The organism is Bailinhaonella thermotolerans (assembly GCF_003594875.1).
GTDB classification, from domain to species: Bacteria; Actinomycetota; Actinomycetes; order Streptosporangiales; family Streptosporangiaceae; genus Bailinhaonella; species Bailinhaonella thermotolerans.
The window spans coordinates 62,326-86,589 of record NZ_QZEY01000015.1 but is presented as its reverse complement, the minus strand read 5'-3'; the positions used below and the strand labels follow the sequence as shown (position 1 = coordinate 86,589).

23 protein-coding genes and 1 tRNA gene are annotated in these 24,264 nt (G+C 74.1%); 9 read left to right on the top strand and 15 right to left on the bottom strand.

The genetic code is table 11. The annotated features are described in order from the left end of the window. Positions 1-82: 82 nt before the first annotated feature. Together D5H75_RS29550 and D5H75_RS29545 are read right to left on the bottom strand one after the other, a co-directional pair. Entirely contained in the window at positions 83-712 is a 630-nt protein-coding gene (locus tag D5H75_RS29550; protein ID WP_119929841.1) for a LysE family translocator, read from the bottom strand. Positions 713-938: 226 nt separating this feature from the next. Continuing rightward, positions 939-1,529, bottom strand: coding sequence for a TetR/AcrR family transcriptional regulator (locus D5H75_RS29545; RefSeq protein WP_119929840.1), 591 nt, complete (start codon positions 1,527-1,529; stop codon positions 939-941). A gap of 76 nt (positions 1,530-1,605) precedes the next feature. Between D5H75_RS29545 and D5H75_RS29540 the strand changes: the two genes are divergently transcribed. Further along, on the top strand, positions 1,606-2,577 hold the full coding sequence (locus tag D5H75_RS29540) for an SDR family NAD(P)-dependent oxidoreductase (protein ID WP_119929839.1): 972 nt from the start codon (positions 1,606-1,608) through the stop codon (positions 2,575-2,577). Positions 2,578-2,704: 127 nt separating this feature from the next. Beyond that, on the top strand, positions 2,705-3,511 hold the full coding sequence (locus tag D5H75_RS29535; protein ID WP_119929838.1) for an MBL fold metallo-hydrolase: 807 nt from the start codon (positions 2,705-2,707) through the stop codon (positions 3,509-3,511). Between the two features lie 59 nt (positions 3,512-3,570). Here D5H75_RS29535 and D5H75_RS29530 read toward each other — a convergent pair whose 3' ends face one another. Both D5H75_RS29530 and D5H75_RS29525 read right to left on the bottom strand, forming a co-directional pair. Then, positions 3,571-4,218, bottom strand: a complete 648-nt coding sequence (locus tag D5H75_RS29530; RefSeq protein WP_119929953.1) for a nitroreductase family protein — start codon at positions 4,216-4,218, stop codon at positions 3,571-3,573. 119 nt (positions 4,219-4,337) lie between these two features. Then, positions 4,338-5,687, bottom strand: a complete 1,350-nt coding sequence (locus tag D5H75_RS29525) for an MFS transporter (protein WP_202638620.1) — start codon at positions 5,685-5,687, stop codon at positions 4,338-4,340. A 134-nt stretch (positions 5,688-5,821) separates the two neighbouring features. Here D5H75_RS29525 and D5H75_RS29520 point away from each other — a divergent pair, with 134 nt between their 5' ends. Continuing rightward, a complete protein-coding gene (locus D5H75_RS29520; protein ID WP_119929837.1) occupies positions 5,822-6,292 on the top strand; it encodes a MarR family winged helix-turn-helix transcriptional regulator in 471 nt (156 codons plus the stop codon). A gap of 110 nt (positions 6,293-6,402) precedes the next feature. Here D5H75_RS29520 and D5H75_RS29515 read toward each other — a convergent pair whose 3' ends face one another. After that, positions 6,403-7,686 (bottom strand): hypothetical protein, encoded by a 1,284-nt coding sequence (locus D5H75_RS29515; protein WP_119929836.1) that lies wholly within the window; start codon positions 7,684-7,686, stop codon positions 6,403-6,405. A gap of 429 nt (positions 7,687-8,115) precedes the next feature. Here D5H75_RS29515 and D5H75_RS29510 point away from each other — a divergent pair, with 429 nt between their 5' ends. Next, a complete protein-coding gene (locus D5H75_RS29510; RefSeq protein WP_119929835.1) occupies positions 8,116-9,186 on the top strand; it encodes a metallopeptidase domain-containing protein in 1,071 nt (356 codons plus the stop codon). Positions 9,187-9,412: 226 nt separating this feature from the next. On the opposite strand, the gene D5H75_RS43575 is transcribed toward D5H75_RS29510, so the two are convergent. Next, positions 9,413-10,015, bottom strand: a complete 603-nt coding sequence (locus tag D5H75_RS43575; RefSeq protein ID WP_119929834.1) for a TetR/AcrR family transcriptional regulator — start codon at positions 10,013-10,015, stop codon at positions 9,413-9,415. 86 nt (positions 10,016-10,101) lie between these two features. Between D5H75_RS43575 and D5H75_RS29500 the strand changes: the two genes are divergently transcribed. From D5H75_RS29500 to D5H75_RS29485, 4 genes are all read left to right on the top strand, one after another. Next, the gene (locus D5H75_RS29500; protein WP_119929833.1) at positions 10,102-11,559 is read left to right on the top strand and encodes an alpha/beta fold hydrolase; all 1,458 of its coding nucleotides are present in this window, start codon (positions 10,102-10,104) and stop codon (positions 11,557-11,559) included. Positions 11,560-11,949: 390 nt separating this feature from the next. Then, positions 11,950-12,261: a DUF2218 domain-containing protein gene (locus D5H75_RS29495; protein ID WP_119929832.1), complete on the top strand. Its 312-nt coding sequence runs from the start codon at positions 11,950-11,952 to the stop codon at positions 12,259-12,261. A gap of 4 nt (positions 12,262-12,265) precedes the next feature. Further along, positions 12,266-12,853, top strand: coding sequence for a TetR/AcrR family transcriptional regulator (locus D5H75_RS29490; protein ID WP_119929831.1), 588 nt, complete (start codon positions 12,266-12,268; stop codon positions 12,851-12,853). A gap of 69 nt (positions 12,854-12,922) precedes the next feature. Further along, positions 12,923-13,933, top strand: a complete 1,011-nt coding sequence (locus D5H75_RS29485) for an aldo/keto reductase (protein ID WP_119929830.1) — start codon at positions 12,923-12,925, stop codon at positions 13,931-13,933. 141 nt (positions 13,934-14,074) lie between these two features. Here D5H75_RS29485 and D5H75_RS29480 read toward each other — a convergent pair whose 3' ends face one another. The 4 genes from D5H75_RS29480 to D5H75_RS29465 all read right to left on the bottom strand — a co-directional run bounded on the left by D5H75_RS29480 (position 14,075) and on the right by D5H75_RS29465 (position 17,835). Then, on the bottom strand, positions 14,075-14,518 hold the full coding sequence (locus D5H75_RS29480; RefSeq protein ID WP_119929829.1) for a response regulator: 444 nt from the start codon (positions 14,516-14,518) through the stop codon (positions 14,075-14,077). Further along, positions 14,515-16,182: a sensor histidine kinase gene (locus D5H75_RS29475; protein ID WP_119929828.1), complete on the bottom strand. Its 1,668-nt coding sequence runs from the start codon at positions 16,180-16,182 to the stop codon at positions 14,515-14,517. Before D5H75_RS29475 ends, D5H75_RS29480 begins: the two co-directional genes overlap by 4 nt. Continuing rightward, positions 16,182-17,333: a PP2C family protein-serine/threonine phosphatase gene (locus D5H75_RS29470; protein WP_242454601.1), complete on the bottom strand. Its 1,152-nt coding sequence runs from the start codon at positions 17,331-17,333 to the stop codon at positions 16,182-16,184. Before D5H75_RS29470 ends, D5H75_RS29475 begins: the two co-directional genes overlap by 1 nt. 427 nt (positions 17,334-17,760) lie before the next feature. Next, a tRNA-Arg gene (locus D5H75_RS29465) sits at positions 17,761-17,835 on the bottom strand. Between the two features lie 158 nt (positions 17,836-17,993). Here D5H75_RS29465 and D5H75_RS29460 point away from each other — a divergent pair. Beyond that, positions 17,994-18,359: a response regulator transcription factor gene (locus D5H75_RS29460; RefSeq protein WP_119929826.1), complete on the top strand. Its 366-nt coding sequence runs from the start codon at positions 17,994-17,996 to the stop codon at positions 18,357-18,359. A gap of 242 nt (positions 18,360-18,601) precedes the next feature. Here the strand turns inward: D5H75_RS29460 and D5H75_RS44325 are convergent, their stop codons facing one another. The 5 genes from D5H75_RS44325 to D5H75_RS29435 form a co-directional block, all read right to left on the bottom strand. Next, entirely contained in the window at positions 18,602-20,560 is a 1,959-nt protein-coding gene (locus D5H75_RS44325; protein WP_277949981.1) for a serine/threonine-protein kinase, read from the bottom strand. 168 nt (positions 20,561-20,728) lie between these two features. Beyond that, entirely contained in the window at positions 20,729-21,328 is a 600-nt protein-coding gene (locus tag D5H75_RS29450; protein ID WP_119929951.1) for a response regulator transcription factor, read from the bottom strand. Continuing rightward, the gene (locus D5H75_RS29445; protein WP_119929825.1) at positions 21,325-22,449 is read right to left on the bottom strand and encodes a sensor histidine kinase; all 1,125 of its coding nucleotides are present in this window, start codon (positions 22,447-22,449) and stop codon (positions 21,325-21,327) included. Before D5H75_RS29445 ends, D5H75_RS29450 begins: the two co-directional genes overlap by 4 nt. Before the next feature lie 42 nt (positions 22,450-22,491). Next, on the bottom strand, positions 22,492-23,220 hold the full coding sequence (locus tag D5H75_RS29440; RefSeq protein ID WP_119929824.1) for an ABC transporter permease: 729 nt from the start codon (positions 23,218-23,220) through the stop codon (positions 22,492-22,494). Position 23,221: 1 nt separating this feature from the next. After that, positions 23,222-24,139 (bottom strand): ABC transporter ATP-binding protein, encoded by a 918-nt coding sequence (locus D5H75_RS29435; RefSeq protein ID WP_119929823.1) that lies wholly within the window; start codon positions 24,137-24,139, stop codon positions 23,222-23,224. Positions 24,140-24,264: the final 125 nt, after the last annotated feature.

Below are 24,264 nucleotides of genomic sequence, written 5' to 3'. Positions count from 1 at the left end.
CCAGGTCAGGGGGACGGCGGGGTCGGCGGGGTCGCGGGGGTCGCGGGGGTCGCGGTCACGGCGGGCCGGGGCTCGGGCGGGGTCAGCGTTGGACGGCCAGGCTGACGCCCAGGCCGATGAAGACGGTCCCGGTCGCGGCGTCGATCCGGCGGCGTACGGCCTGCCGCCTGCGCAGCCAGCCGCCGATCCGGCCCGCCAGGACGCCGACGGTCGCGTCGGCCGCGAACTCCAGGACGATCAGGACGGCGCCGAGGATGGCGAACTGCACCCAGACCGGCCCCGCCGCCGGGTCGATGAACTGCGGCAGGAAGGCCGCCATGAACGTGAACGTCTGGGGGTTGGCCATGGAGGAGACGGCCCCGTTCAGGAAGGCCCGCCGCCCCGACATGCCGCCGGCGGCCACCTCTTCCTCCTGCGCCCGCTTGCGCCGCCGGATCATCTGGACCCCGAGGTAGACCAGATAGGCGGCCCCGGCCAGCCGCAGCACCGTGAACACCACGGGGAACGCCGTCAGCAGCGCCGACAGCCCCGCCGCGGCCGCCGCGACGTACAACGCGTCCCCCGTGATGACCCCCAGGGTGGCCAGCACCCCGGCCCGGGCCCCGCCCCGCATCCCGCACCCCAGCACGAACAACATGTCCGGCCCGGGTGTCACCAACGCGATGATCGTCGTCAACGTGAACACGGCCAGCAGATGCGGATCGATCGGCATCTGAAGATGATCTCACCCCGCCCGTACCACCGACGAAGCCCGGGGCATGATCCGGAACGGCCCAGGCCCGGCCGGCCCGAGCCGGCCGGCCGAGAACGGCCGCCCGGGAACGGCGGGCCCGAGGCCGCCAGTCCGCGCCGGGGGTCAGGAACAGCAGCTCAGGAGCAGCGGGCCCGAGCCGGCGAGCCCAAGTCGGGGGCAGGAGAACCGCGCCAGGAACGGCGGGTCAGGAGCGGCGGGTCAGGCCGATGGCGCGGTGCATCGCGGCGCGGACCCGCTCGGGCGAGGCGTCCTGCCGGAGCGCGGCCAGGGTGGCGGCGTTGACCGCGCCGAGGAAGGCCCCGACACGGGCGGCCGCCTCGACGGGGTCCAGGCCGTAGGCGCGGGCGACGGCTTCGGCCAGGTCGGCCTGGGCGGTGACCACGCGGTGCAGCAGGCGCGCCTGGAGCGCGGGCACGGCGGCGGCCAGGCGGACGCGCAGCGCGGCGAGCCCGGTCTCCAGATCGTTGCCGAGGGCGTCGTCGGCCATCAGCTCCATGGCCTCCGCGAGCGCGTCGTCCACGGGCGTCCCGGGGGCGCGCCGGGCCACCACCTCCAGCGCGAGGTCCACCCGCCCGCCCGCGTGCGCGAACAGGACGTCCTCCTTGGCGGCGAAGTGCAGGAAGAACGTGCGCGTGGACACCTCGGCGGCCGCGGCGATGTCCGCCACGGTCGTCTCGTCGTACCCGTTCTCCTCGAACAGCCGGACCGCGGCCTCGACGAGCGCCCGCCGGGTCCGCCGCTTCTTCCGCTCCCGGAGCCCGTCCTGGTGTTCCATGCGCACATCCTACTACATTCGATGTATAACTTCATTCAGTGAAGCAATGCATTCAATGAATCGAAGGGGTTCTGGCATGGGAAGCCTGGACGGGAAGGTCGCCCTCATCACCGGCGCGGGCCGGGGCATCGGGCGCGAGGAGGCGCTGTTCTTCGCCGCCGAGGGCGCGCGGGTCGTCGTGAACGACCCGGGGGTCGAGCCCGACGGCAGCGGCGGCGACCGGGGCGTGGCGGCGGCGGTCGCCGAGGAGATCGTGCGGGCGGGCGGCCGGGCGGTGGCCGACACCGGCAGCGTCGCCCGCTGGGAGGACGCCCGCCAGATGGTGGAGACCGCCGTGGAGGCCTTCGGCGACCTGCACATCGTCGTCAACAACGCCGCCGTGGAACGCAACCGCGCCCTGCCGAAGCTCGCCGAGTCCGACTTCGACGAGGTCGTCGGGGTCAAGCTGAAGGGCACGTTCGCGGTCAGCCACTGGGCCGCCAGGCACTGGCGCGAGCGGCGCGCCGCCGGAGATCGCGTGGACCGGGCCATCGTCAACACCACCTCCGGGTCGGGCCTGCTCAACCCGCTCCCGGCCCAGACCGGCTATGCCGCCGCCAACGCCGGCGTCGCGGCCATGACCGTGGTCCACGCCCTCGAACTGCGCGGCTGGGGCGTCCGCGTCAACGCGGTCTCCCCCTCGATGGTCCGCACCCGCCTCACGCGGGACGTCCCCGGCATGCCCCCCGCCCCCGCCGACGGAGCCCACGACCCCCTGCACCCCCGCGCGATCGCCCCCGTGGCCGCCTACCTGGCCTCCCCGGACTGCCCCTTCACCGGCCAGGTCTTCTCCGTGCGCGGCACCACCGTGACCCGGAACCAGGGCTGGACCGCCGCCGAGCGGGTGACCGGGGACGACGCCCCCTGGACCGTGGAGAGCCTGGCCCGGGCCCTCGGCGCCCTTCCCCGCCACGACCCCTTCGAGGCCCTCCTGACCACCCTCGCGGCGGCCCTGGGCCCGGCCGCCCGCGACACCCTCCACCGTGACATCGACGCCCTCCTGACCTGACCCGACCTGACCAGCCGCGCCCCGCCGTACGGCGCCGCCCGCCCGGCTCCCTGGCGCGACGCCGTACGGCGGGGCGCGCCGGAGTCGGGCGGGCGCGGGCGGGTAGGGGCGGGGCGGAGGTGATGGCGTGGTCGAGGACGGGTCTCTCTTCTTCGTGGGGAACGCGACCACCGTGCTGCGGTACGGGGGGTTCACGGTGCTCACCGATCCGAACTTCCTGCGGCGTGGGCAGCGGGCCTATCTGGGGTACGGGCTGACGTCGCGGCGGCTGGTGGATCCGGCCGTCCGGGTGGACGAGCTGCCTCCCCTCGACGTGGTCGTGCTGTCCCACCTGCACGGCGATCACTGGGATCGGGTGGCGCGCCGCGGGCTCGACCCCGAGGTGCCGGTGGTGACGACGCCGCGGGCCGCGCGGCGGATCCACAGGCAGGGGTTCACCCGCACGCGGGGGCTGCCCACCTGGTCGCAGCACGTGCTGTCCACCGGGGACCGCGTGCTGCGCGTCACCGCGCTCCCCGGCCGGCACGCGCCCGGCCCCGCCCGCCGCCTCCTCCCCCCGGTCATGGGGAGCATGCTGGAGTTCGGCGACACCTCCGGCCACGTGGACCTGCGCGTCTACGTCAGCGGGGACACCCTGATGTACGACGGGGTCCGGCGGATAGCCGAGCGCTACCCCCACATCGACCTGGCCCTGGTCCACCTCGGCGGGACCCGCCTGCTCGGCCTCCTCACCGTCACCATGGACGCCGTCCAGGGCACCGAGTGGCTGCGCGCCGTCGCGCCCCGCCACACCGTCCCCATCCACCACGACGACTACACCGTCTTCAAGTCCCCCCTCCGCGACTTCCTGGCCCGCGCCGAGGACCAGGGCCTCGCCGCCGGGATCCGCACCCTCCCCCGCGGCCACTCCCTCCCCCTCCCGCCTCCCCGCTGACGGCCCCCGGCGGGACCGCCAGGCCACCCGGATGCGCCGGTACGGCCTGGCGGGCGCGTTCACCACCGGTCCCAGTGCAGGACCTCCTCGCGCGGGATACGGGGCGCGGGCTTGAAGTCGGTGCCGATGGTGAAGGCCAGCGGGATGAACGCCGCCAGCATGACCTCGTCGTACGGCACGCCGAGCACACCGGCCAGCTCGCGTTCGAGCGGAGCCTGCGCGGTGGTCCACACCGTGCCCAGCCCACGCGCCCGGGCCGCCAGCATGAAGCTCCACACCGCGGGCAGGATCGAGCCCCACGCCCCCGCCTGCTCGGTCACCGGCGCCCGGTCGGTGCGCCCCTCCACACCGGGGATGACGAACGCGGGCACCCGGTGGATGTTCTCGGCCAGGTGCCGAAGGCCGTCGAAGACCCGCTCGGTGGAGCCGCGGTGGTAGTTCATCCGCCACACGTCGCGTTCGGTCAGCGGCTGCCCGCCGCCCCGGCTCAGGGCTCGCAGGAAGATGTCGGCCACCTTCCGCCGCTGCTCGGGCTCGGTGACGACGAGGAAGTGCCAGCGCTGCCGGTTGCGCCCGGTCGGCGCCTGCACGGCCAGGTCCACGCATTCCTCGATCAGCTCGCGGGGCACCGGCCGGGTGAGGTCCAGCCGCTTGCGCACCGCGCGGGTCGTGCTCAGCAGTTCGTCGGGGGTGAGGTCCAGCGTCATGACGATCTCCATCCAGGGTGGTCAGGTCCCGGGTCGGGGTTCCGGGTCGGGGTCCCGGTTCTCGGGGGGAGCTCTCAGGGGCGGGCGTCTCAGGACGTCTCAGGACGTCCCAGGACGTCTCAGGCGGTGGGCAGCGGCGCGGGGCGGCGCCGGCGCAGGCCGTACGCGGCGATGAGGGCGCCCAGCACGGAGAAGCCGCCCGCCGTCAGGAACGCGATCCGGTAACCGGCCAGCGGGGTGTCCCCCAAGGTCATGACGGCCGCCAGCACCGCGACGCCGATTCCGGCGCCGATCTGCACCGACGAGGTGACCAGGCCCGAGGCCAGGCCCTGCCGCTCGTCGGGCAGGCCGGCGACCGCGGCGATGTTGAGGCTGGGGAAGGACAGCCCGTTGCCGATGCCGTGCACGACCAGCGCGGGCAGGAGCACCGTGAGGTAGTCGCCGTCGGCCCCGGCCCGGAGGAACAGCAGGATGCCCGCCCCCTGGACCAGCATGCCGGCGGAGGCCACGCGGCCCAGCCCCCACCGGGCGATCAGCCGGCCGGCCAGGTTGGCGGAGACGACGATGGCCAGCCCCATCGGGACGATCCCGAGCCCGGTGGTCAGCGGGGTGTGCCCGAGCACCCGCTGCAGGTAGAGGACGGCGACGAACTGCCATCCGATCGTGGCGCAGGCCCAGGCCAGCGCGGCGAGGTTGGCCGGGCCCACCGTCCCGGACCTGAACACCTCCAGCGGGACGAGCGGGGCCGGCCTGCGGCGTTCGATGAGGACGAAGGCGGCCAGCAGCAGCACGGCCACCACACCGGCCGGCCAGGCGCGCTCGGTCAGCGCGAACACCAGCAGCAGCACCCCGCCGGTGACCGTCACCGCGCCGGCGCCGTCGAATCCCCCGCGCTCGCGGCTGGAACCGCTCGGCAGCACCAGCGGCGACACCAGCAGCACCACCGCCGCGACCGGCACCGGCAGGAAGAACACCAGCCGCCAGCTGATCTCGGTCAGCAGGCCGGAGGCGATCAGCCCGGCGGTGTAGCCGGTCGCCCCGGCCAGCGAGTAGACCCCCAGCGCCCGGTTGCGGCGCGGGCCCTCGGCGAAGGTGGTGGTGATGAGCGACAGCGCCGCCGGCGCGGTGAGCGCGGCCGCCAGTCCCTTGATCACCCGGGTGACGACCAGGGGCCACCCGGCCGACAGCAGCCCCCCGGCCAGGCTCGCCACGGCGAAGACCGCCAGCGACAGCAGGAACACGCGACGCCGTCCGAACAGGTCCGCGATCCGGCCGCCGAGCAGCAGGAACCCGCCGTACGCGACCGCGTACCCGGACATCAGCCACTGCAGGACGCTCTCCGGCAGCGAAAGATCACGCCCGATCGCGGGCAGGGCCACCCCCATCAGGGAAAGGTCCATCGAATCCAGGAACACCGCTGCGCACAGCACCATCAGGGCCGCCTTCTCGCGGCCGTCGGCTCTCGGCACGTCCCACACTCCATCTGAGTACAAACAGTTTGACGGCAGACGATTGAGACCGTAGGCCCGCAAATCATCTGCTGTCAAACGATTGATGGAGAGACGGTTTGAGATAGGCTGGCGACAGAGGGAAGAGGAGGGCCATGGCGACCATGAGCAAGACGGCCGAACAAGCACGTCCGACGTACTTTCCGCGGCTGGTCACCGAACGGCTGGACATCGCGCTGTGCCGGGCGTCGGCCGCCGTGGCCCGCGCCGCGGACACGCACGCCGCGCGGGAAGGGCTCGGGGTCGGGCAGCATCTCGTGCTCCAGATGCTCGACGCGGTGGGCCCCTGCTCCCAGCAGACGCTCAGCGAGGAACTGCGCATCGATCGCAGCGTCATGGTCAGCGTCTGCGACGACCTGGAGCGGGCGGGCCTCGTGCGGCGGGAGCGCAACCCGCGCGACCGGCGCTCCTACGCCGTCACCATCACCGACTCGGGGCGGCGGCGGCTGGCCGAGGCCCGGACGTCGATCCCCGGCTTCCTCGACGACACCTTCGGCACCCTCACCCCCGAGGAGCGCGACCAGCTCGGCGCCCTGCTCGGCAAGCTTTTGGGCGTCGCCTCCTGACCCACGAGTGACCGGCCGCAGGCCCTCCGCCGTGCGATGAGGAATGGGCTCCGGCCGGGGTGGGGGCGGTCACACCACCGCCCCGGCGTGGGGCGGCGGTGCGAGCGCTGTTACTTGACGTCCACGAAGTCGGCGTGGGAGGTCATCTGGGCGTAGGAGGCGGTGCCGGCGAAGGCGGCCTTCCAGTCTCCGTCCGACGCCGCGAAGAAGGCCCCGAAGAACCTCCCCTGCGCGTCCGCCTTGACCCTGGCGAGGGTCGTGTACGCCGAGGAGCCCGCCTCCTTGAACATGATGTCCACGTAGTGCCACGCCATCGGGCGGAACTCGGTCCCGTCGGGGCTCAGGCCGTACAGGTGGCCGGACGCGGTGAGCTTCTGGCCCTTGGCGACCGGCTCGGGGCCCGCGTCGAACCCGGAGAACCGCACCGCGCGCTTGACGTGGAACTCGACCGGCCTGGTCCCGTCGGCCACTCCGGCGGGGTTCAGGGCCTCGATCGTGTAGGAGTGGAGGCCGGTGGGCGCGTTCACCGGCAGCGGCACCATGAGCCGGTACTCCCCGGCGCCGATGTGGGTGAAGGGCAGCGCGACCTGGTCCCGGGTGAGCTGGACGCGGTCCGGGCCGTTCTCCACGTGCGCCTCGACGCGGACGTTCGCGCCGTACTCGCTCAGCGTGACGTAACGCGGCACGGTCACCGAGGTGATCGGGTAGGCCGGGCCGCGCTTGACCTTGACCGCCGTCCCCTCGGCGGTCGCGGTCTTCCCGTTGGTGTCCAGGGCCTCGAAGACGGGCTGGAACGAGGTGTCGGCCGCCACCTTCTCGATCTGCGTGACGGCCTGGTACGCCCCGCTGTGGACCGTGCCGTTCACCCGCGACATCTCCAGCCGCCGGGCCGGCTCGTCCGGGCTGGTCAGGGTGACCGACACCGCCTGGATCCCGCCCGGGCTCGTGCTCGTCGCGTTCACCCGCAGGACGACCGTGGCGGGGGTCTCGACGGCGGTGGGCAGGGTGGAGGCGTTCGCGAGCACGGGAGCGTCCTGCGCCGGGTCCGGCGTGGAACCCGGCGAACCTTCCGGCAGGGGGGTTCCGCTCGGCGTGGCGCTCGGCGTGCCCTCCGGCGGGGGGCTCCCGCTCGGGTCGGCGTTCCCTGCCGGGGTCTCGCTCGTGGCGGGGGCGTTCCCTGCCGGGGTCTCGCTCGTGGCGGGAGCCCGGCCGTACGACGGGGTCGGGGCGGGATCTGAGGGCGCGGCGCCCGGGGCGGCCTCCGGGGCCGGCCGGGGAGCCGGGGTCGCGGTGGTCTCGGCCATGGCACTCGGCCCGGCCGCGGCGAGGGTCGCGGGGGCGACGCCGCCGAGGACGGCACCGGCCACGATCGCGGCGATGACACGCCTGTTCACGGGATGGAACTCCTGGAATCAGCGGCTAGGTCCCGCTCACTTTACGTTCTTTGCCCTCTTTTATAGTGAGAATTACCTTTTTCCCTGTCGCGTGCCGATAGCGGCTTTCGACGAAAACCCTGGCCAGTGCCGCCCGAGCGCGGCGCGGGCCACGGCAGGGCACAGAGCACCCGCGCGGGCGCCGGGCGGCCGGGCGGGGACGGAGACGCGGGGCGGAGGCGGAGCGGGCGCGGGGCGGCCGGCCGGGCACGGAGATGCGGGGCGGAGGCGCGAGCAGGCACGAGGAAGGCTGGGCGATTCCTGAGCGGTAGGACTCCGAACGATCAAGATCGGTCGGTATTCGTCTTAAATGATCCTTAAAGATGTTCAGATCCGACATTCTCCTCGTTATCGTCTCGTGGCGTATCCGAACACCGAGGAGCCCCCCACGTGAAGCGCCGGATCCCGTCCCTGGTCGCCGCGCTGGCCGCCCTGCCCGTCGCCGTCCTGCCCGTCGCCGCGCCGGCGTCCGCCGCCCACGCTGCCCCCGACCGCCCCGTGCAGGCGGCCCCGGCGCGACCCGCGGCCGCCGCCCCCGAGGAGCGGCCGGTCATCGCCGTGCTCGTCGGGTTCACCGACAAGAGGTTCGCCGACCCGGCGGCCGAGCGGGCCAAGGCGCGGGACGCCTTCTTCGGTTCGGGCTCGTCCGTGGCGACCTACTTCAAGACCGTCTCCGGCGGGCGCGTGACGTTCCCCTCCGCCCGGGGCCGGGTCGTGGGCCCCTGGAACCTCGACATGCCCGCCTCCTGCGACCACAAGAGGATGGCGTCGCTGGTCGAGGCCCGGATGAAGGCCCAGGGCCTGGACCCGGCGCGGTACCGGCACGTGTCGATCCTGTTCCCGGCCGGCGGCTGCGGCTGGGCCGGGCTCGCCACGGTGAACGGCCGCACGAGCTGGATGCCGAAGGGCTACAGCACCGCCGGCCTGATCCACGAGATCGGCCACAACCTCGGCCTCGGCCACGAGGCCACGCGGGCCTGCCCCACGGGCAAGCTCACCGGCTGCGCCGACGCCGGTTACCGCGGCAAGACGTCGGTGATGGGCGGCGGCGGCCCCCACGTGGGCCTCTCCGCCCCCGCCCTCGTCAGGCTCGGCTGGCACACCGCCGCGGAGCGCGTCGTCCCCACCCGCACCGGGACGCACGAGATCACCCCGCTGTACGGCGCCGGCCGCCGCTTCCTCGACATCGCGATCCCCGGCTCCGCGGACCGCCTCGTCGTCGAGTACCGCCGGCGCGGCCAGGCCCCCGACGTGGACGTGGCCCAGGGCGTGATCGCCTACCTCGTTCCCGGCGGCAAGTACGAGAAGGCCCTCCAGATCGACCCCACCCCCGAGACGACCGAGAAGGGCAGCACCGCCCTCCCCTGGGGCGGCGCCTTCCGCGACCGCGGGATCACCGTCAAGGTCCTCGGCTGGGACGCGAAGGGCGCCCGGGTCTGGGTCAAGCTCCCCACCTCCTGACCTTCCTCCCCACCCCCACGGCCGGGCGCCCCGTAAGCGGGCGCCCGGCCGTCCCTCGTCCTCACCGCCCCGCCGTACGGTCACCTCCGCCTAGCCGTACGGCCTCACCGTCCCGCCGTACGGTCACCTCCGCCCCGGCCGTACGGCTCGCGCGAACGCCTCGGCGTCCGGGACGCGGGCGGCTCCGGCCAGGCGTGGGCGGCTCCGGTCAAGCGCCAGGCGGCGGTCAGGTGCGGGCGGGGTTCTCGCGGTGGTCGCCCCCGTGATCGCCCGCCGGGAGCGGGCGGGCGTCGAGCAGGTCGGCGAAGGCCGTGAGGGCGGCGTCGGCGCGGGCGGAGTCCTCGGCGACCAGGCGGTCGAGCGACAGCCCGTCGAGCGTGCCGAGGATGAGGTCGGCGAGCGCGGGCGCCTCGGCCGCCGGGACGCCGAAGAGGACGAGGCCGTCGCGCAGCGGCCCGCGCCAGGGGCCGCGCAGCCGCTCGACGGCGCCGCTCCAGCGCGCGGGCTCCTTGGTCGCGAGCACGGACAGGTCGAGGTAGAGCCGGGTGGCCTGGATGCCGGGCGGGCTCTGGAGCTCGGCCCACAGGTGCCGGACGAGCTGCCCGACGGTGCGCACGTCGGGCCCCGGGGGCGCGACCGAGGCGGCCAGCCGCCGCTGCGCGAGCGCCAGGGCCTCGCCGACGAGCCGTTCCTTGCTGCCGAAGTGGTAGAGCAGCATGCGGTCGCTCGTGTGCAGCGCCGCGGCGAGCGGGCGCAGCGACAACCCGATCAGGCCGTGCTCCAGCACATAGTCGAGCACCTGCTCGGCGAGCTCGGCACGACGGTCCATGACCGCACCGTAGCAGTCTGTCGCACCCCTGTAGCGCCTGCTACATTCTCATGCATGTAGCAGGTGCTACAGAGAGGAGAAGTGTCATGTCTCTTGGCGGTAGGCCCGCCCGGCTCGTGTCCGCCTGTCTCGCCCCCGTCGGGTGGGGGGTGGCCGCCGGAGTGGTGACACCGCGCGGCCCGCTGACCCCGGTGGCGGCGCTGGCCGCGATCGGCCTCGGTCTCGCCGTCGGCGGCGTCGCCGGGTACCTCGCCCGGACTCGCTGGGCGATGCTCGGGGCGCCGGTCCTGTTCGCGGTCGTCTTCGAACTCGTCCGGATCGGCGCGACCGGGCCGAGCGTGGACCTGCCCAGGCTCGGAGTGTTCGGCGTGCTCGCCCTCGTCTCAGGGCGCGGCGCGCACGGCCTGCTCGGGCTGCTGCCGATGTTCGTGGGCGCGGCGTACGGCGCGGGCCTCGCCCGCCGTTCGGCCCGGGCGGACGGCGCGCCGCCCCGCGAAGGCCGGATCCGCCGCTACCTCGGCCGGACCGTGATCGGCCTGCTCGCTGCGGTCGTCGTCCTGCTCGCGGCCGGGGTCGCCGCCCCCGCCTCCACGGCGCCGGTGGCGGGCGGGCGGGGCGTGGCCGAGCTGACGACCGTCGAGAGCGGCGGGCGCCGGCTCGGGCTGATGATCCGCGGGGCCGACACGTCGAACCCCGTCCTGCTGTTCGTGCCCGGGGCTCCCGGGGCGTCCGAGCGCGGCGCCGTACGCGCGCGGCTGTCGGGGCTGGAGCGCCACTTCGTCGTCGCCACCCTCGACCGGCGCGGCGGCGGCGCCTCCCAGGCGGCGATCGAGCCGACCGGCACGTTCACCCCGGAGAGCGAGACGGCCGACGCCCTCGCCGCCGCGAATCACCTCAGGACCCGGTTCCGCCGGGACCGCGTCTACCTGCTGGCCCACTCCGGCGGCACGCTGCCCGCCGTACTCGCGGTCCAGCGCCGGCCGGACCTGTTCCACGCGTACATCGGCGTCGGCCAGGCGGTCAACACCGGGGCGGCCGACCGGGTGCAGTACACCGACACCCTCGCCTGGGCGAGGAAGCACGACGCCGCGCTCGACGCCGCCCTGCGGGCCGCGGGGCCGCCGCCGTACGACTCGATCCACGGCTACGAGCCCATGCTCCTCGCCGAGCCGCGCGTCTACGCACCCCCGGGCCACGAGCCGACCACCCAGGGCGGCCTCGACGAGAGCCTGGCGGCCCCGGAGTACTCCCTGCTGGAAAAGATGCGCCTGTTCGCGGGCTTCCTCGACGCCTACGACGTCTACTATCCCCGCGCCCGCGACGTGGACCTGCGGCAGCGCGTCCCCCGGCTCGCCGTCCCCGCGTACTTCGTGGACGGCGCCGCCGAGGTGCCCGCGCGCCTCGCCCTCATGGAGGACTGGTACGGCAGGCTCTCCGCCCCCGTGAAGCGCCACCTCATCCTCCCCGGCGCCGGCCACCGCTCCATGTACGACCAGCCGGCCGCCTTCGTCGACACCCTCGTGAAGCACGTCCTCCACCCCTGACCCCGCCGCCCGACCACGCGAGCCGTACGGCCACGCGAGCCGCCCGAACGCGCGAGCCGTACGGCCGCCGCGAGCCGCCCGACGACGAATCCCGCCGGCCCACGGAAACCCCCGCGAGCCGTTCCCCCGGGCGGCCGTCCAGCGGGAGCCGTGGGCGGCGTCGGCGGAACCGGCGCCCGCGATGGCGGCGGCGGTGGGTTCGCGGAGGTGGGTTCGCGGAGGCGTGTGGGGGGTCAGACGGCGGCGGGGGGCGCTCTTGAGCAGGCCGGCGAAGCGGACGACGCGCGGGGGGCGCGTCGGGCCGGAAGGTTCGAGACACTGTGTCTTGAACATATACACGGAGTATTGCAAAATCGGTTACGCGAAGCCGCCCACGGAGGAAGGATCGTCATGCTGACATCCGAGGCCCGGGTCCCCACGCCATCCGGCGCCCGCTACGCCAAGCAGCTCTGCGGCCACATGGGCCACCGCGTCAGGACCGAGTGGACGCCGCCCGACGGCGTCATCGAGTTCCCCGACGGGGGTTCCTGCCACCTCACCGCGACGCAGGACGCGCTTCTCCTGACGCTGCGAGCCGACCAGCCGGGCACGCTCGACCGCATGCGAACACTCGTCGCGGTGCACCTGGAACGGTTCGGACGGCGGGACGGCCTCACCGTGGACTGGTCGGAGGCCCGGGTGACGGGGCCGCCGGTAGCCTGACCGCATGCCGAGGCTCTGGAAGGACACCGTGGACGCGCACCGGCAGGCGGTGCGCGACGCCACCCTCGACGCCGTCGCCCATCTGGTGACGGAGGACGGGCTGCTGTCGGTGACCATGTCCCGCGTCGCCGAGCGCGCCGGGATCGGCCGCGCCACGCTCTACAAGTACTTCCCCGACGTCGAGGCCGTCCTCACCGCCTGGCACGCGCGCGAGATGGCGCGCAATCTCGAACGGCTGACCGCCATCGCCGAACGGCCCGGGTCCGCGGCCGAACGGCTCGAAGCCGTGCTCCTGACGTACGCCGGCATCTCCCACGAACACCACCGGGGCGAGCTGGTCGCGCTCCTGCACCGCGGCGACCACGCCCTCCGGGCGCACCGCGAGCTGGCCACCCTGATCGGGGACCTGATCGCGGAGGGCGCCCGCGACGGCGGCCTGCGCGGCGACGTCCCGCCCTCCGAGCTCGCGGCGTACTGCCTGGCCGCGCTCACCGCCGCCACCGAGCTCACCTCGCGGGAGGCGCTCCGCCGGCTCGTCGCGGTCGTCATGTCGGGGCTGAATGGCGGCCCGGCCCCGGCCGATCCCCTGTGACCTGACATCTGGCCGGGGACCCCGGGCATCCGGAGACCCTCCGCGCCGGCGACCCCCTGGAGGAGAGTCATGCGATACCGGCTCCTGGGCAACACCGGGCTGCGCGTTTCCGACCTGTTCCTCGGCGCCATGACCTTCGGCGAGCGGGGGCGGGCGGGCGCGCCGCCCGAGGAGTGCCGCCGGATGCTCGACGTGTACGCCGAGGCGGGCGGCAACGTGGTCGACACCGCGGTCTTCTACCGCGAGGGCGAGAGCGAGAGCATCCTGGGCGAGCTGCTGCACGGCCGGCGCGACCGCTTCGTCGTCTCGACCAAGTACACCCCCTCGCGCGACCCCGGCGACCCCAACGCGGGCGGCAACCACCGCAAGAACCTCATCGCCTCACTGGAGACCAGCCTGCGGCGGCTCCGCACCGACCACATCGACCTCTACTGGGTGGCCCTGTGGGACCGCCACACCCCGGTCGAGGAGACGATGCGGGCGCTCGACGACGCCGTCCGCGCCGGGAAGATCCTCTACGTCGGCGTCTCGAACACGCCCGCCTGGGTGGTCTCCCACGCCAACACCCTCGCGGCCTGGCGCGGGTGGACTCCCTTCGCCGCCCTGCAGGTGCCGTACAACGTGCTGAACCGCGACATCGAGCGGGAACTGCTCCCGATGGCCGAGACCCTGGGCCTGACCGTGGCCGCCTGGAGCCCCCTGGCCGGCGGCCTCCTGTCCGGCAAGTACACCCGCCCCGAGCCCCCCGAGCCGGGCAGCCGCCTGTCCCCCGGCTCCGCCGGCCCCCGGGAGCGGGCCGCCGCGGACGCGGTCCGCGAGGTGGCCGGCGAACTCGGAGCCACCCCAGCCCAGGTCGCCATCGCCTGGACCATGGCCAGATCCCGCTCGGTCCACCCCATCCTCGGCGCCCGGACCGCCACCCAGCTCAAGGAGAACCTGGCCGCGACCGAAGTCACCCTCCCCGCCGACGCGGTCCGCCGCCTCGACGAGGCGATCGCCTTCACCCCCGGCTATCCCACCGACTTCATCACCACCGTGGCCCCCCAGGCCCTGGCCGCCGGGCACCTCCCCGATGCCTGACCGCCGCTTGGCACGGGCCGAGGTGGCGGCCGGGCCGGCGCGGCGGAGCCGTACGGCATGAGCAAGGCCGGCTCGCGGAACGAACTCCGCGGGCCGGCGGGCGGTCTCGGACAGAACGGGGACCCGCGCCGGGGGGCGCTCTTAGGGCCTCATGGGGAGTTTGACCACGGTGACGAAGAATTCGTCGATCTGCCGGATGACGGACAGGAACTGGTCGAGGTCCACGGGCTTGGTGACGTAGGCGTTGGCGTGCAGCTTGTAGCTGCGCAGGATGTCCTCCTCGGCGGCGGAGGTGGTCAGCACGACGACGGGGATGTGCGCCAGCTCGGAATCGGATTTGATCTGCTCCAGCACCTGGCGGCCGTCGTACTTGGGCAGGTTCAGGTCGAGGAGGATCAGATCCGGCGTGGGCGCCTGGGCGTAGTCCCCGCGGCGGTAGAGGAAGTCCAGCGCCTCCAGGCCGTCGCGGACGACGTGCAGGGTGTTGCCGATCTTGTTGTCCTCGAAGGCCTCCCTGGTGATCATCTCGTCGCCGGGGTCGTCCTCGACCAGGAGCACCTCGATGGGGCGGGCCGGGGTGGTCATGCGGGACTTCCTTCCGGGGTCGGGACGTGGGGCTCGCGGGCCTCGTCATCGGGCGCCCCCGCCGGGTCGGGCGGGATCGCGGGCAGGGTGAAGCAGATGCGGGCGCCTTCGGCGCGGTCGGTGTCGAGCCAGATCCGGCCCCCGTAGTACTCGACGATCTTCTTGCACAGCGCCAGGCCGATGCCGGTGCCACCATAGGCATCACGGCTGTGCAGGCGCTGGAAGATGACGAAGACCTTGTCGGAGAACTCGGCCGGGATGCCGATGCCGTTGTCGGTGACGCACAGCCGCCAGGCGCCGTCGGACTCGCGAGCGCATTCGACACGGACCACCGGGAGCCGGTCGGGATGGCGGAACTTGATCGAGTTGCCGATGAGGTTCTGCCACAGCATGATCAGCAGCGTCGGGTCGGCCATCACCTGCGGCAGGTCGTCGGGGACCTCGACGCGGGCCTCCGACTCCTCGATGCTGGGCGCGAGGTTGGACTGCGCGGCCCGCAGCGCCGTGGCCAGGGATACCGGCTCGCTGACGTCGTTGAGGCGGCCGACGCGCGAGAAGGTGAGCAGGTCGTTGATCAGCACCTGCATCCGCTTGGCCCCGTCGACGGCGAAGCCGATGTACTGCCGGGCGCGGTCGTCGAGCTTGTCGGCGTAGCGCTTCTCCAGCATCTGGCAGAACGAGGCGACCTTGCGCAGCGGTTCCTGCAGGTCGTGGGAGGCGACGTAGGCGAACTGCTCCAGCTCGGCGTTCGAGCGGCGCAGCTCGGCCGCGTGGAGGTCCAGGTCGGCGGCCTGCTTGGTCAGGATCTCCCGTGCCTTCTCCGCCTCCGCCAGGGCGTGCACGATGCGCCGGCGCATCGCGTCCACGTCCTCGGCGACCTGGCGGATGTCGGACGGCCCCTGGGCCGGGATCCGGTGGTGGAAGTCTCCCGAGGCGACCTGCCGGGAGGCCGCGCACAGGGCCTGGAGCGGACGGCCGACCGAGCGGTGGAACAGGAGGGCGATCGCCAGGCCGGCGACCAGGAACGCGGCCAGCATCGCGGCGAACGCCCAGTTTCGCTGGGCGCGGATACGGTCGAGCTCGGCCCGGGCGTCCGCCCGTACCTGGTCGATGTGGGCGCTCTGGCCGGCCAGCAGCCCCCGGATCCGGTCGAACGCCTGCTTGCCGCTCTCGGTCCTGGGGGCGTCACCCGGCCTGCCCGCCTGGACGGCCGCGATCGCCGGCTCCGCGTAGCCGCTGCGCCAGGCGGCCGCGGCCTGCCGTACCGCCGCCACGTCGGCGGCCTGGACGGAACGGTCACCCATCAGCGCGAGGACGTTGCCGGACTCGGTCCGTTCGGCGGCCTGCCCGCGGGCGTAGGGCTCGAGGAACTGCCGGTTCCCGGTCAGCAGGTAGCCGCGCACGCCCACTTCCTGGTCGAGCAGCGCGGCCTGCAGGCGGGCCACGGCGGACCGGGCGGGAGAGACGCGGTCCACCAGATCGTTGGAGATGGCCGCCGTCCGGGACAGCAGCGAGCCCCCGACCGCGGCGAACACCAGCACCAGGGCGACCATCCCGGCCAGCAGCAGGTTCACCCGGCCCTGCACGGTGAGTCCACGCCGCCCCGTCGCCGGTTCGCCGCCCGCCCGCGGGGCCGCCGGCTCGTCGACGACAGAGTCCGTCATCACTCCTCGCTCCACTTCAGATGCATCACGGCGACGTCGTCGGTGAGCCCGCCGCCCTCCGCGGTCGCCGCGTCCACCTTGGCCAGCAGCGCGTCGACGAACCGCTCGCCCGACAGGTGCGCGCACTCCCGCGCCAGCGCGACCAGCCCCCGCTCTCCGAGCCGCTGCCGGCCGCCTGCCGACAGCCGGCCCTCGAAGAGCCCGTCCGTGAACAGCACCAGCGCCGCGTCCTGGGGCAGGGCGAGTTCGCTCTGCGGCCACCGCTCGTCCTCGAAGGGCAGTCCCAGCGCCAGTCCCGGGTCCGGCTCGTACAGCTCGACCGTGGCGGGTGTGTGCACCAGCACCCCGGGATGGCCCGCCCGCAGCACCCGCACGGTGTGCCGGTCCGGCGGCAGCTCGATCGTGCACACGGTGGCGAAGATCTCGGGCGAGGACCGCTCGGCCCGCAGGATGCGGTCGAGCTGTTCCATCAGTCTCTGCCGGCTCAGCCCGCTCAGCACCAGCGTCCGCCAGGCGATGCGCAGGCACACGCCCAGCGCCGCCTCGTTCGGGCCGTGCCCGCACACGTCGCCGATGACCGCGTGCACCGTGCCGTCGTCGGCCTCGACGACGTCGAAGAAGTCACCCCCGAGGAGTGAGGACGCCCGTCCGGGACGGGCCCGGGACGCCACCGCCATGGGCGCCTTCGACAGCAGCGGGACCGGCAGCAGGCCCCGCTCCAGGCGGGCGTTCTCCTGGGATCGGATCCGCTCGGCCTGCAACGCGGCCGCGGTCCGCTCGGCCTGCTTGCGGTGTACGGCGTAGCGGATGGCGCGGCCGAAGAGATCGGGCTCGACCTGGCCCTTGATCAGGTAGTCCTGGGCTCCGGCGGCGACGGCGGCCAGCCCCGCCTCCTGCTCGGCCCATCCGGTCAGCACCACCACGGCGGCCTCAGGCGCGGACGACAGCACCTGGTCCAGGGCGGGCAGGCCCTGCGCGTCGGGGAGATGGAGGTCCAGCAGCACGCACTGCGCCGGGAAGTCGCCCACCGCCTTCGTGGCCTCACCGAGCGTGGTCACCCAGCGCAACTCCGTCACCAGGCCGCTGTCGGCCAGCAGCTCCTCCACGAGGAGGGCGTCGCCGGCGTCGTCCTCGACCAGCAGAACCCGCACCGGGGCCGCCCGTTCAGACGGCCGCCGCCTGGAGCCCTGAAGTCCGAGATGCTCCGAGACCGCGTTCACTCCACTACCGTCCGTCGAGGCCGTCGGGTCACCCGCGTCGGCCGCCATCCCTCTCAAGGCGCATTACCAGGCGTGCCGATTGTTTGCTTCCGCACAAGCATAGTAGTGCCATCGATGGAAGAGCCGAACAGAGCTTCGGGTGTAGACCCGCGACGACCGTCACGCCGCGGGCCGCTCCACTCCTCCGGAAGGAACTCGGAGCAGAGTCCCCCTCAGGACGGCCGCGCGGGATCCGCTCCACACCTGGTCCATGGCTGACCAGCGTCAACGAGAACAGGCGGGACTCCGTGAGACTGGAGACCCCGCCCGCTTCTGTGTCGTTCGCCCGGTAAGCGCCGTGTCGGCGCCCACCAGGATCTGGTGCCCCCTGCAAGATTCGAACTTGCGCTCCCGGCTCCGGAGGCCGGTGCTCTATCCCCTGAGCTAAGGGGGCTTGCCGGAATAAAGGTTACCAGGGTGTGGGGGGCGGTTGGGACGCGCGCGGGGGGTGGGGGCGGAAATGTTGGGCGGGGAGGGGGACTTTCCGGGAGAAGTCCGCGGGAGGGGGCGGGGAGGGGTTAGCCTCGCGGCGTGAGCGAGGGACTTGGGCGTGTGCTGGTCGTGGATGACGACGATGTGATTCGGCAGCTCATCGAGGTGAACCTGACTCTGGAGGGGTTCGAGGTCGCCACCGCGGTGGACGGGCAGGACTGCCTGGACAAGGTGGAGACGGTGCGGCCCGACGTGATCACCCTGGATGTGATGATGCCGCGGCTCGACGGGTGGGTGACCGCCACCCGGTTGCGGGATCAGGACGCCACGAGGCACATCAAGGTCGTGTTGATCACCGCCCGCGCCCAGGAGTACGACAAGCGGCGCGGGATGGGCATCGGCGTGGACGCCTACCTGACCAAGCCGTTCGACCCCGCCGAACTCATCCAGGTCGTCCGCGACCTCGCCGGCGCCCCCAGGGATTAGCGGAGGAGCGGGAGGCCGGGGGCGCTTCCCGGGTGCCCGTCCGGGCCCTGGCCCGGCGCCGCCCCCCGTGTGGCCGGCCCGGCCGCTCCCCTTGCGCCGGGCCTTTCCGCTTCTCGTGGGCCGGCCCTTCTCGTGGGCCGGCCCTTCTCGTGGGCCGGCCCTTCTCGTGGGCCGGCCCTTCTCGTGTGCCGGGAGCTTCCGGTTCCGCTTGTACGGCGGGGCGGGCGTGGTCCGCCGTGGGGTCAGGGGCGGGTGACGGTGAAGTCGTCGATCGTGAGGGCGGCCGGGGGGTTGGTGGTCTTGCGGGACAGGTACGTGATGAGGCCGGGCATGCCCGCGGCCTGGAGGGCGGGGGTGGCGTCGGTGGTGGTGGCGTGCCAGGTGGGGGGTTCGGGGGCGTCCGACTGCCAGGCCTTCGCCCGCAGGGTGGTGCTTCCGCCGATGCCGGTGGCGCGGATGCGGACCTTGACCGGGCGTTCGGTGGTCAGGGCGGGGATCTTCTGCCACGGGGTCAGGCGGTGCTCGGTGCCCTTCAGGTCGGTGCGGACCAGTTCGAGCGCCACGTCGCCCTGGGGGTTGAGGGTGAGGAGGACGCGGTACGTCCCGGCGCCGGCGACCTTGCGCGCCACCGCGGACACGTAGAGGTTGGCGTTCACGGCCCTGTCGCGGCTGACCGTGAAGGAGACGTCGCTCTGCCGTTCCCGGACGCCGATCAGGTAGGCGCTGCCGCCCGCTCCGGGGGTGGGCATGGTGATCCGGGCCGCCCCGTCCTTCACGGCGTACGCGACCGGGGCGTTGCCCACCGCCCAGTCGCCGCCCGCGCCCGAGGAGCCGAAGCCCTGCGGCGTCGTGCGCTCGAACGCGTCCTCGGCCACGACCTCGCCCCGCCCGGCCGACGACCCGTCCCCGGCGGGGGATCTCCCGCCTTCCGGAGAGGCGGTCACCGCCGGGCTCGAAGACGCCGGATCCGAAGGGGCCCCGCTCTCCGCACCCTGGGAGGAGGGCGTCGTCAGCGAGGCGCGCCGCCTCTGGTCGCCGTCGTCGGGCCGGTTGATCCAGAGGACCGCCCCGGCCGCGACGGCCAGGGCCGCGCCCGCCGCCACCGCGCCGGCCAGGCCGCGTCTCCGCCGCGGTCCCCCGCCGGATTCGGTACGGCTCGCGCCCACCCCCTCCGTCACCGTCCCCGCCGGGACGACCCCCGACGGCACGGCCGGACCCGCGGGACCCGGCGGGCCCGCCGGACCAGCCGGACCCGGCGGACCCGCCGGACCCGGCGGACCCGCAGGCACGGCCGTACCCCTCGCATCCGCCGTACCGGCCGGGGGGACCGGGCCGCTGGGGGCCGCGTTCCCGGGCGGGTTCCGGGCGAGGGCCCTGCGGGCGGCCTCGAAGGTGGGGTTCGGGGTGGGGCTGGAGGAGTCGATCAGGTGGAGCAGGACCTGCTGGGCCGCGGGGCGGCCGGCCGGGTTCTTCGCCAGCGCGGGGGCGACGACCTCGCGAAGCCGGGGCGGGAGCCGGGTGAGGTCGGGGTGGTGGGTGAGGATCCGGGTGATCACCGCGGGGATGGTGTCGGCGGCGAACGGGGAGCTGCCCGTCGCCGCGAAGACCATGGTGGCGGCCCAGGCGAACATGTCGGACGCCGGCGAGGCCGGGCGGCCGTCCACCTGTTCGGGCGAGAGGTACGCCGGGGTGCCGATCACGCCCTTGGTCAGCGTGCTCGCGTCGGGCTGCCAGGCGATGCCGAAGTCCACCACGCGCGGGCCGTCGGGCCCCAGCAGGACGTTCGCGGGCTTGAAGTCACGGTGGACGACCCCGGCGGAGTGGATGGCGGCCAGGGCGGTGGCCGTGCCGACGACGAGGCGTTCGAGCTCGCCTTCGCGCAGCGGGCCGCGTTCGCGCACGCGGGCCGCCAGCGACGGCCCCTCCACGTACTCGCTGACGACGTACGGCCGGGGGCCCTCCAGCGACGCGGCGACCACGCGGGCGGTGCAGAACGAGGCGACGCTGCGCACCGCTGACAGCTCCCGCGCCAGCCGTTCGCGGGCCTCGTCGTCGCCGCGCAGGAGGACCTTGATCGCGACGGCCTCCCCGTCCGGCCCGTGCGCGAGGTAGACGACCCCCTGGCCGCCCTCGCCGAGCCGTCCCGCCACCGTGTAGTCGCCGAGCCGTCCGGGATCCCCGGGTTCCAGAGGCTGCACCATGCCTCATAACGTACTGATCTTCCCCGGCCCGGGCATCCCGCCGATTCCGTACGCCGGGGGACGCCACCGCCGCACCCGCAAGGACCCGGGACACCGCGCCCGGAGGAACCCTGGACACCGCACCCGGAAGCGCCCGGGACACCGCGCGCCGCACGGACGCCGCCCTCCTCAGAGCCAGCCGCGGTCGGTGGCGATGCGGATGGCCTCGGCGCGGGTGCGGGCGCCGGTCTTGCCGATGGCGGCGGACAGGTGGTTGCGGACGGTGCCCTCCGACAGGTGGAGCTCGCGGGACAGGTCGGCGACCGTGCCCCCGGACACGGCGGCGCGGAGGACCTGGTGCTCCCGGGCGGTCAGCGGGCTGGCGCCGGTGGCGAGGGATTCGGCGGCGAGCTGGGGATCGACGACGCGCAGCCCGGCGTGGACCTTGCGCACGGTCTCCACGAGCTGCTCGGGCGGTATGTCCTTGACGACGAACCCGCTGGCCCCGGCCGCCATCGCGCGCGCGAGGTAGCCGGGGCGCCCGAACGTGGTGAGCATGACGACCCGGCAGCCGGCGTCGCGGAGCTCGGCGGCGGTGGCCAGGCCGTCCTGGCCGGGCATCTGGATGTCCAGGAGCACCACGTCGGGCCGCGTCCGGCGCACCTCCGCCGCGACCTCCTCCCCCGAGCCCACCTCCGCGACGACCTCGATGTCGCGTTCGAGCCCGAGCAGCGCCGCCAGCGCGCCCCGGACGAGCGCCTGGTCGTCGGCGAGCAGGACCCGGATCATGGCGGGCACTCGGCGCGCAGCAGGTACCCCGAGCCGGCGCGCGGTCCCGCCTCGACCGAGCCCCCGGCCGCGCGGAGCCGGTCCGCCAGGCCGCGCAGGCCGTGCCCGAGGCCCGAGGCGCCGCCGCCGGTCCCGTCGTCCTCGATCTCCACCGACGACGCGGTCACGCGTACGGCGCAGCGCGTGGCCGCGCTGTGCTTGATCACGTTGGTCACGCCCTCGCGCACCACGTACGCGAACACGCCCTGCACCCGTTCCGGCAGGTCGGGCAGGGTCCGCGGCAGGTCGGCCCGGATGCCCGCCGCCCGCAGCGCGGCCTCGGCGTCGGCGAGCGCGGCGGGCAGCGAGAGCCGGTTCACGGCGGCGACGGCGGCGCGCACGTCCGCGAGAGCCGTACGGCTCAGCTCCTCGATGTCGCCGACCTCGCGCACCGCCCGGGCGGTCTCGCCCGACTCCAGCAGCCGCCGCGCCAGCCCGGCCTTCACGGTGAGGGTGGTCAGGGTCGCGCCGATGACGTCGTGGAGTTCACGGCCGAGCCGTTCGCGGTCCTCGGTGACGCGGGCCTCGGCGATCTCCTCCTGGGCGTCCTCCAGCAGGAGGTACTCCCGCCAGGCGTGCCGCAGCGGGGCGAGCGTCACCACGATGATGAGCAGGCTGATCAGGCCCCACCCGCCGAGCCCGGCCAGTACGGCGGGCAGCACGAGCGCGGCGCTCACCATCAGCGCGACCGGCCACCACAGCGCCAGCGAGAGCGCCGCCACCGCGTGCGCCAGGTTGCCCGGGCCCAGGCCGTACCCGAACACGAGCGGGACCGCGGCGGCGCAGATCGCCACCGCGAAGGCGGCCCGCCAGGGGTTGGACCGGCGCGCGGCGAAGGGCGCGCCGGCGATGTAGCAGGCGAGGTAGGCCAGCAGGAGAGCCGTCCTGACGCCGCCGCCGGGGGCGGCCGCGGTGAGCGTGGCGGCGAGCTGGTGCCACAGGGGCGCGGCGAAGACCACGGCCACGAGGTACCAGCCCAGGGTCATCTGCCAGGCGGAGCTGAGATCGAGGAACCAGCGGGGCCAGCGGGGGCCGGTGCGGTCCGGGGAGGCGGCGCCGTCGGCGGGCACATGGATCACCATAACCGCCGCCTCCCCGGCGAGGAATACCACCGGTCGCGCCGCTCAGATCCGCGCGGCGTCCCTGCGGTAGAGCGCGGCGACAGCGATCCCCACCACCGCGAACCAGCCGAGCGCGACCGCCGGGCCGGCCAGGCCCGGGAGGCCGTCGGCGAGCTGCCGGCGCGCGTTCTCGGCCACCCAGTAGCTCGGCAGGGCCTTGGCCACCGCCGCCATGAACGGGGGCAGCACCTCGACCGGCACCCACAGGCCGCCGAGCATGGCCATCGGCAGGTACACCGCGACGCCGACCCCCTCGGCGGCGTCGGGCTTGACCGCGAGGCCCAGCGCGAGCCCGATCACCCCGAACGGCAGCGACCCGAGCCACACCGTCACGAGCAGCCCGAGCCACTGCCCGCCGGACAGCGAGACCCCCTTGATCGCCAGACCGGCGAGGAAGACCAGCGCCACCGCGGGGAGCACCAGCGCGAGCGCGACGACCACCTTCGAGGCGACGTACGCCCAGCCGGGCAGCGGGGTGAGCCGGAGCTGGCGGTTCCACCCGGCCAGCCGCTCCTGGCCCACCCGCGTCCCGACGGCGATCGAGACGGACATGGCCGCGAACGCCGCCATGCTGATCATCATGTAGCGGGCCATGTCGAAGCCGCCGGCGTCCTGCCCGCCGAAGACCTCCGACATGACCAGGAAGAACACGACCGGCAGCGCGATCGTGATCAGCAGGAAGGTGGTGTTCCTGGACAGCGTGCGCAGTTCGGTCCAGACCAGCGTCCCCATGTCAGACCCTCTCCCCGGCGTCGTCGGCGGTGAGCACCACGAACGCGTCCTCCAGCGACATCGCCGTCACCGACACGTCGTACGCCGCGGGCCAGGCGGCCAGCAGCGCGCGCAGCGCCGCGTCGGAGTCGGCGCAGTGCAGCTCGGCCCGCTCCCCGCGCGTCTCGGCCGAGCCGACGCCGGGCAGCCGCCGCAGCTCCGCGAGGGCGGCGCCGGGCACGTTCGCCCTGATCGTGCGCCCGTCCACCTTGGCGCAGATCGCCGCCACCGAGCCGTCCGCGATCACCTCGCCGTGCCGCATGAGCACCACCCGGTCGGCGAACTCCTGCGCCTCCGCCAGGTAGTGCGTCGCGAAGATCACCGTCCGCCCGCCGGTGGTGTACTCCCGCATCGCCGCCCAGAAGTCGGCCCGCGCCGCCACGTCCATCGCCACCGTGGGCTCGTCCAGCACCAGCAGGTCGGGGTCGCACACGAGCGCCGCCGCGAACCGCACCCGCTGCTTCTGGCCGCCGGACAGCCCGCCGTACCTGGCCTTGGCGTACTTCTCGACCCCGGCCCTGGCCAGCGCGTCGGCGACGCGGAGCGACCCGGGGTACTGCGCCGCCATGACGCCCACGATCTCCCGCGCGGTCATCTCGCCGAGGAAGCCGCCCGACTGGAGCATGGCGCCCACCAGCCCCTCCGCCGTCGCGCGCCGGGGGGTCCGCCCGAACACCGTCACCTCCCCCGCGTCCGGGGTGGTCAGCCCGAGCAGCATCTCCATCGTGGTCGTCTTGCCCGCCGCGTTGGGGCCGAGCAGCGCCAGCACCTCGCCGGGCGCCACGGTCAGCTCGACCCCGCGCACCGCGCGCACCTCACCGAACGATTTGCGCAGCCCCGAGAGCCGCACCGCCGCACCCGCGGCCACCGGATCATCCATGCCCCGACCTTCCCGCCGCGGCCTCCCCCGCGCCTCGTCCGTCCGTCACCTCCTCCCCATGACGGTTGTCATCCCGTACGGCACGCGAGCCCCGCGGACGCCGTACGGGAGAACGGCGAGCGGGG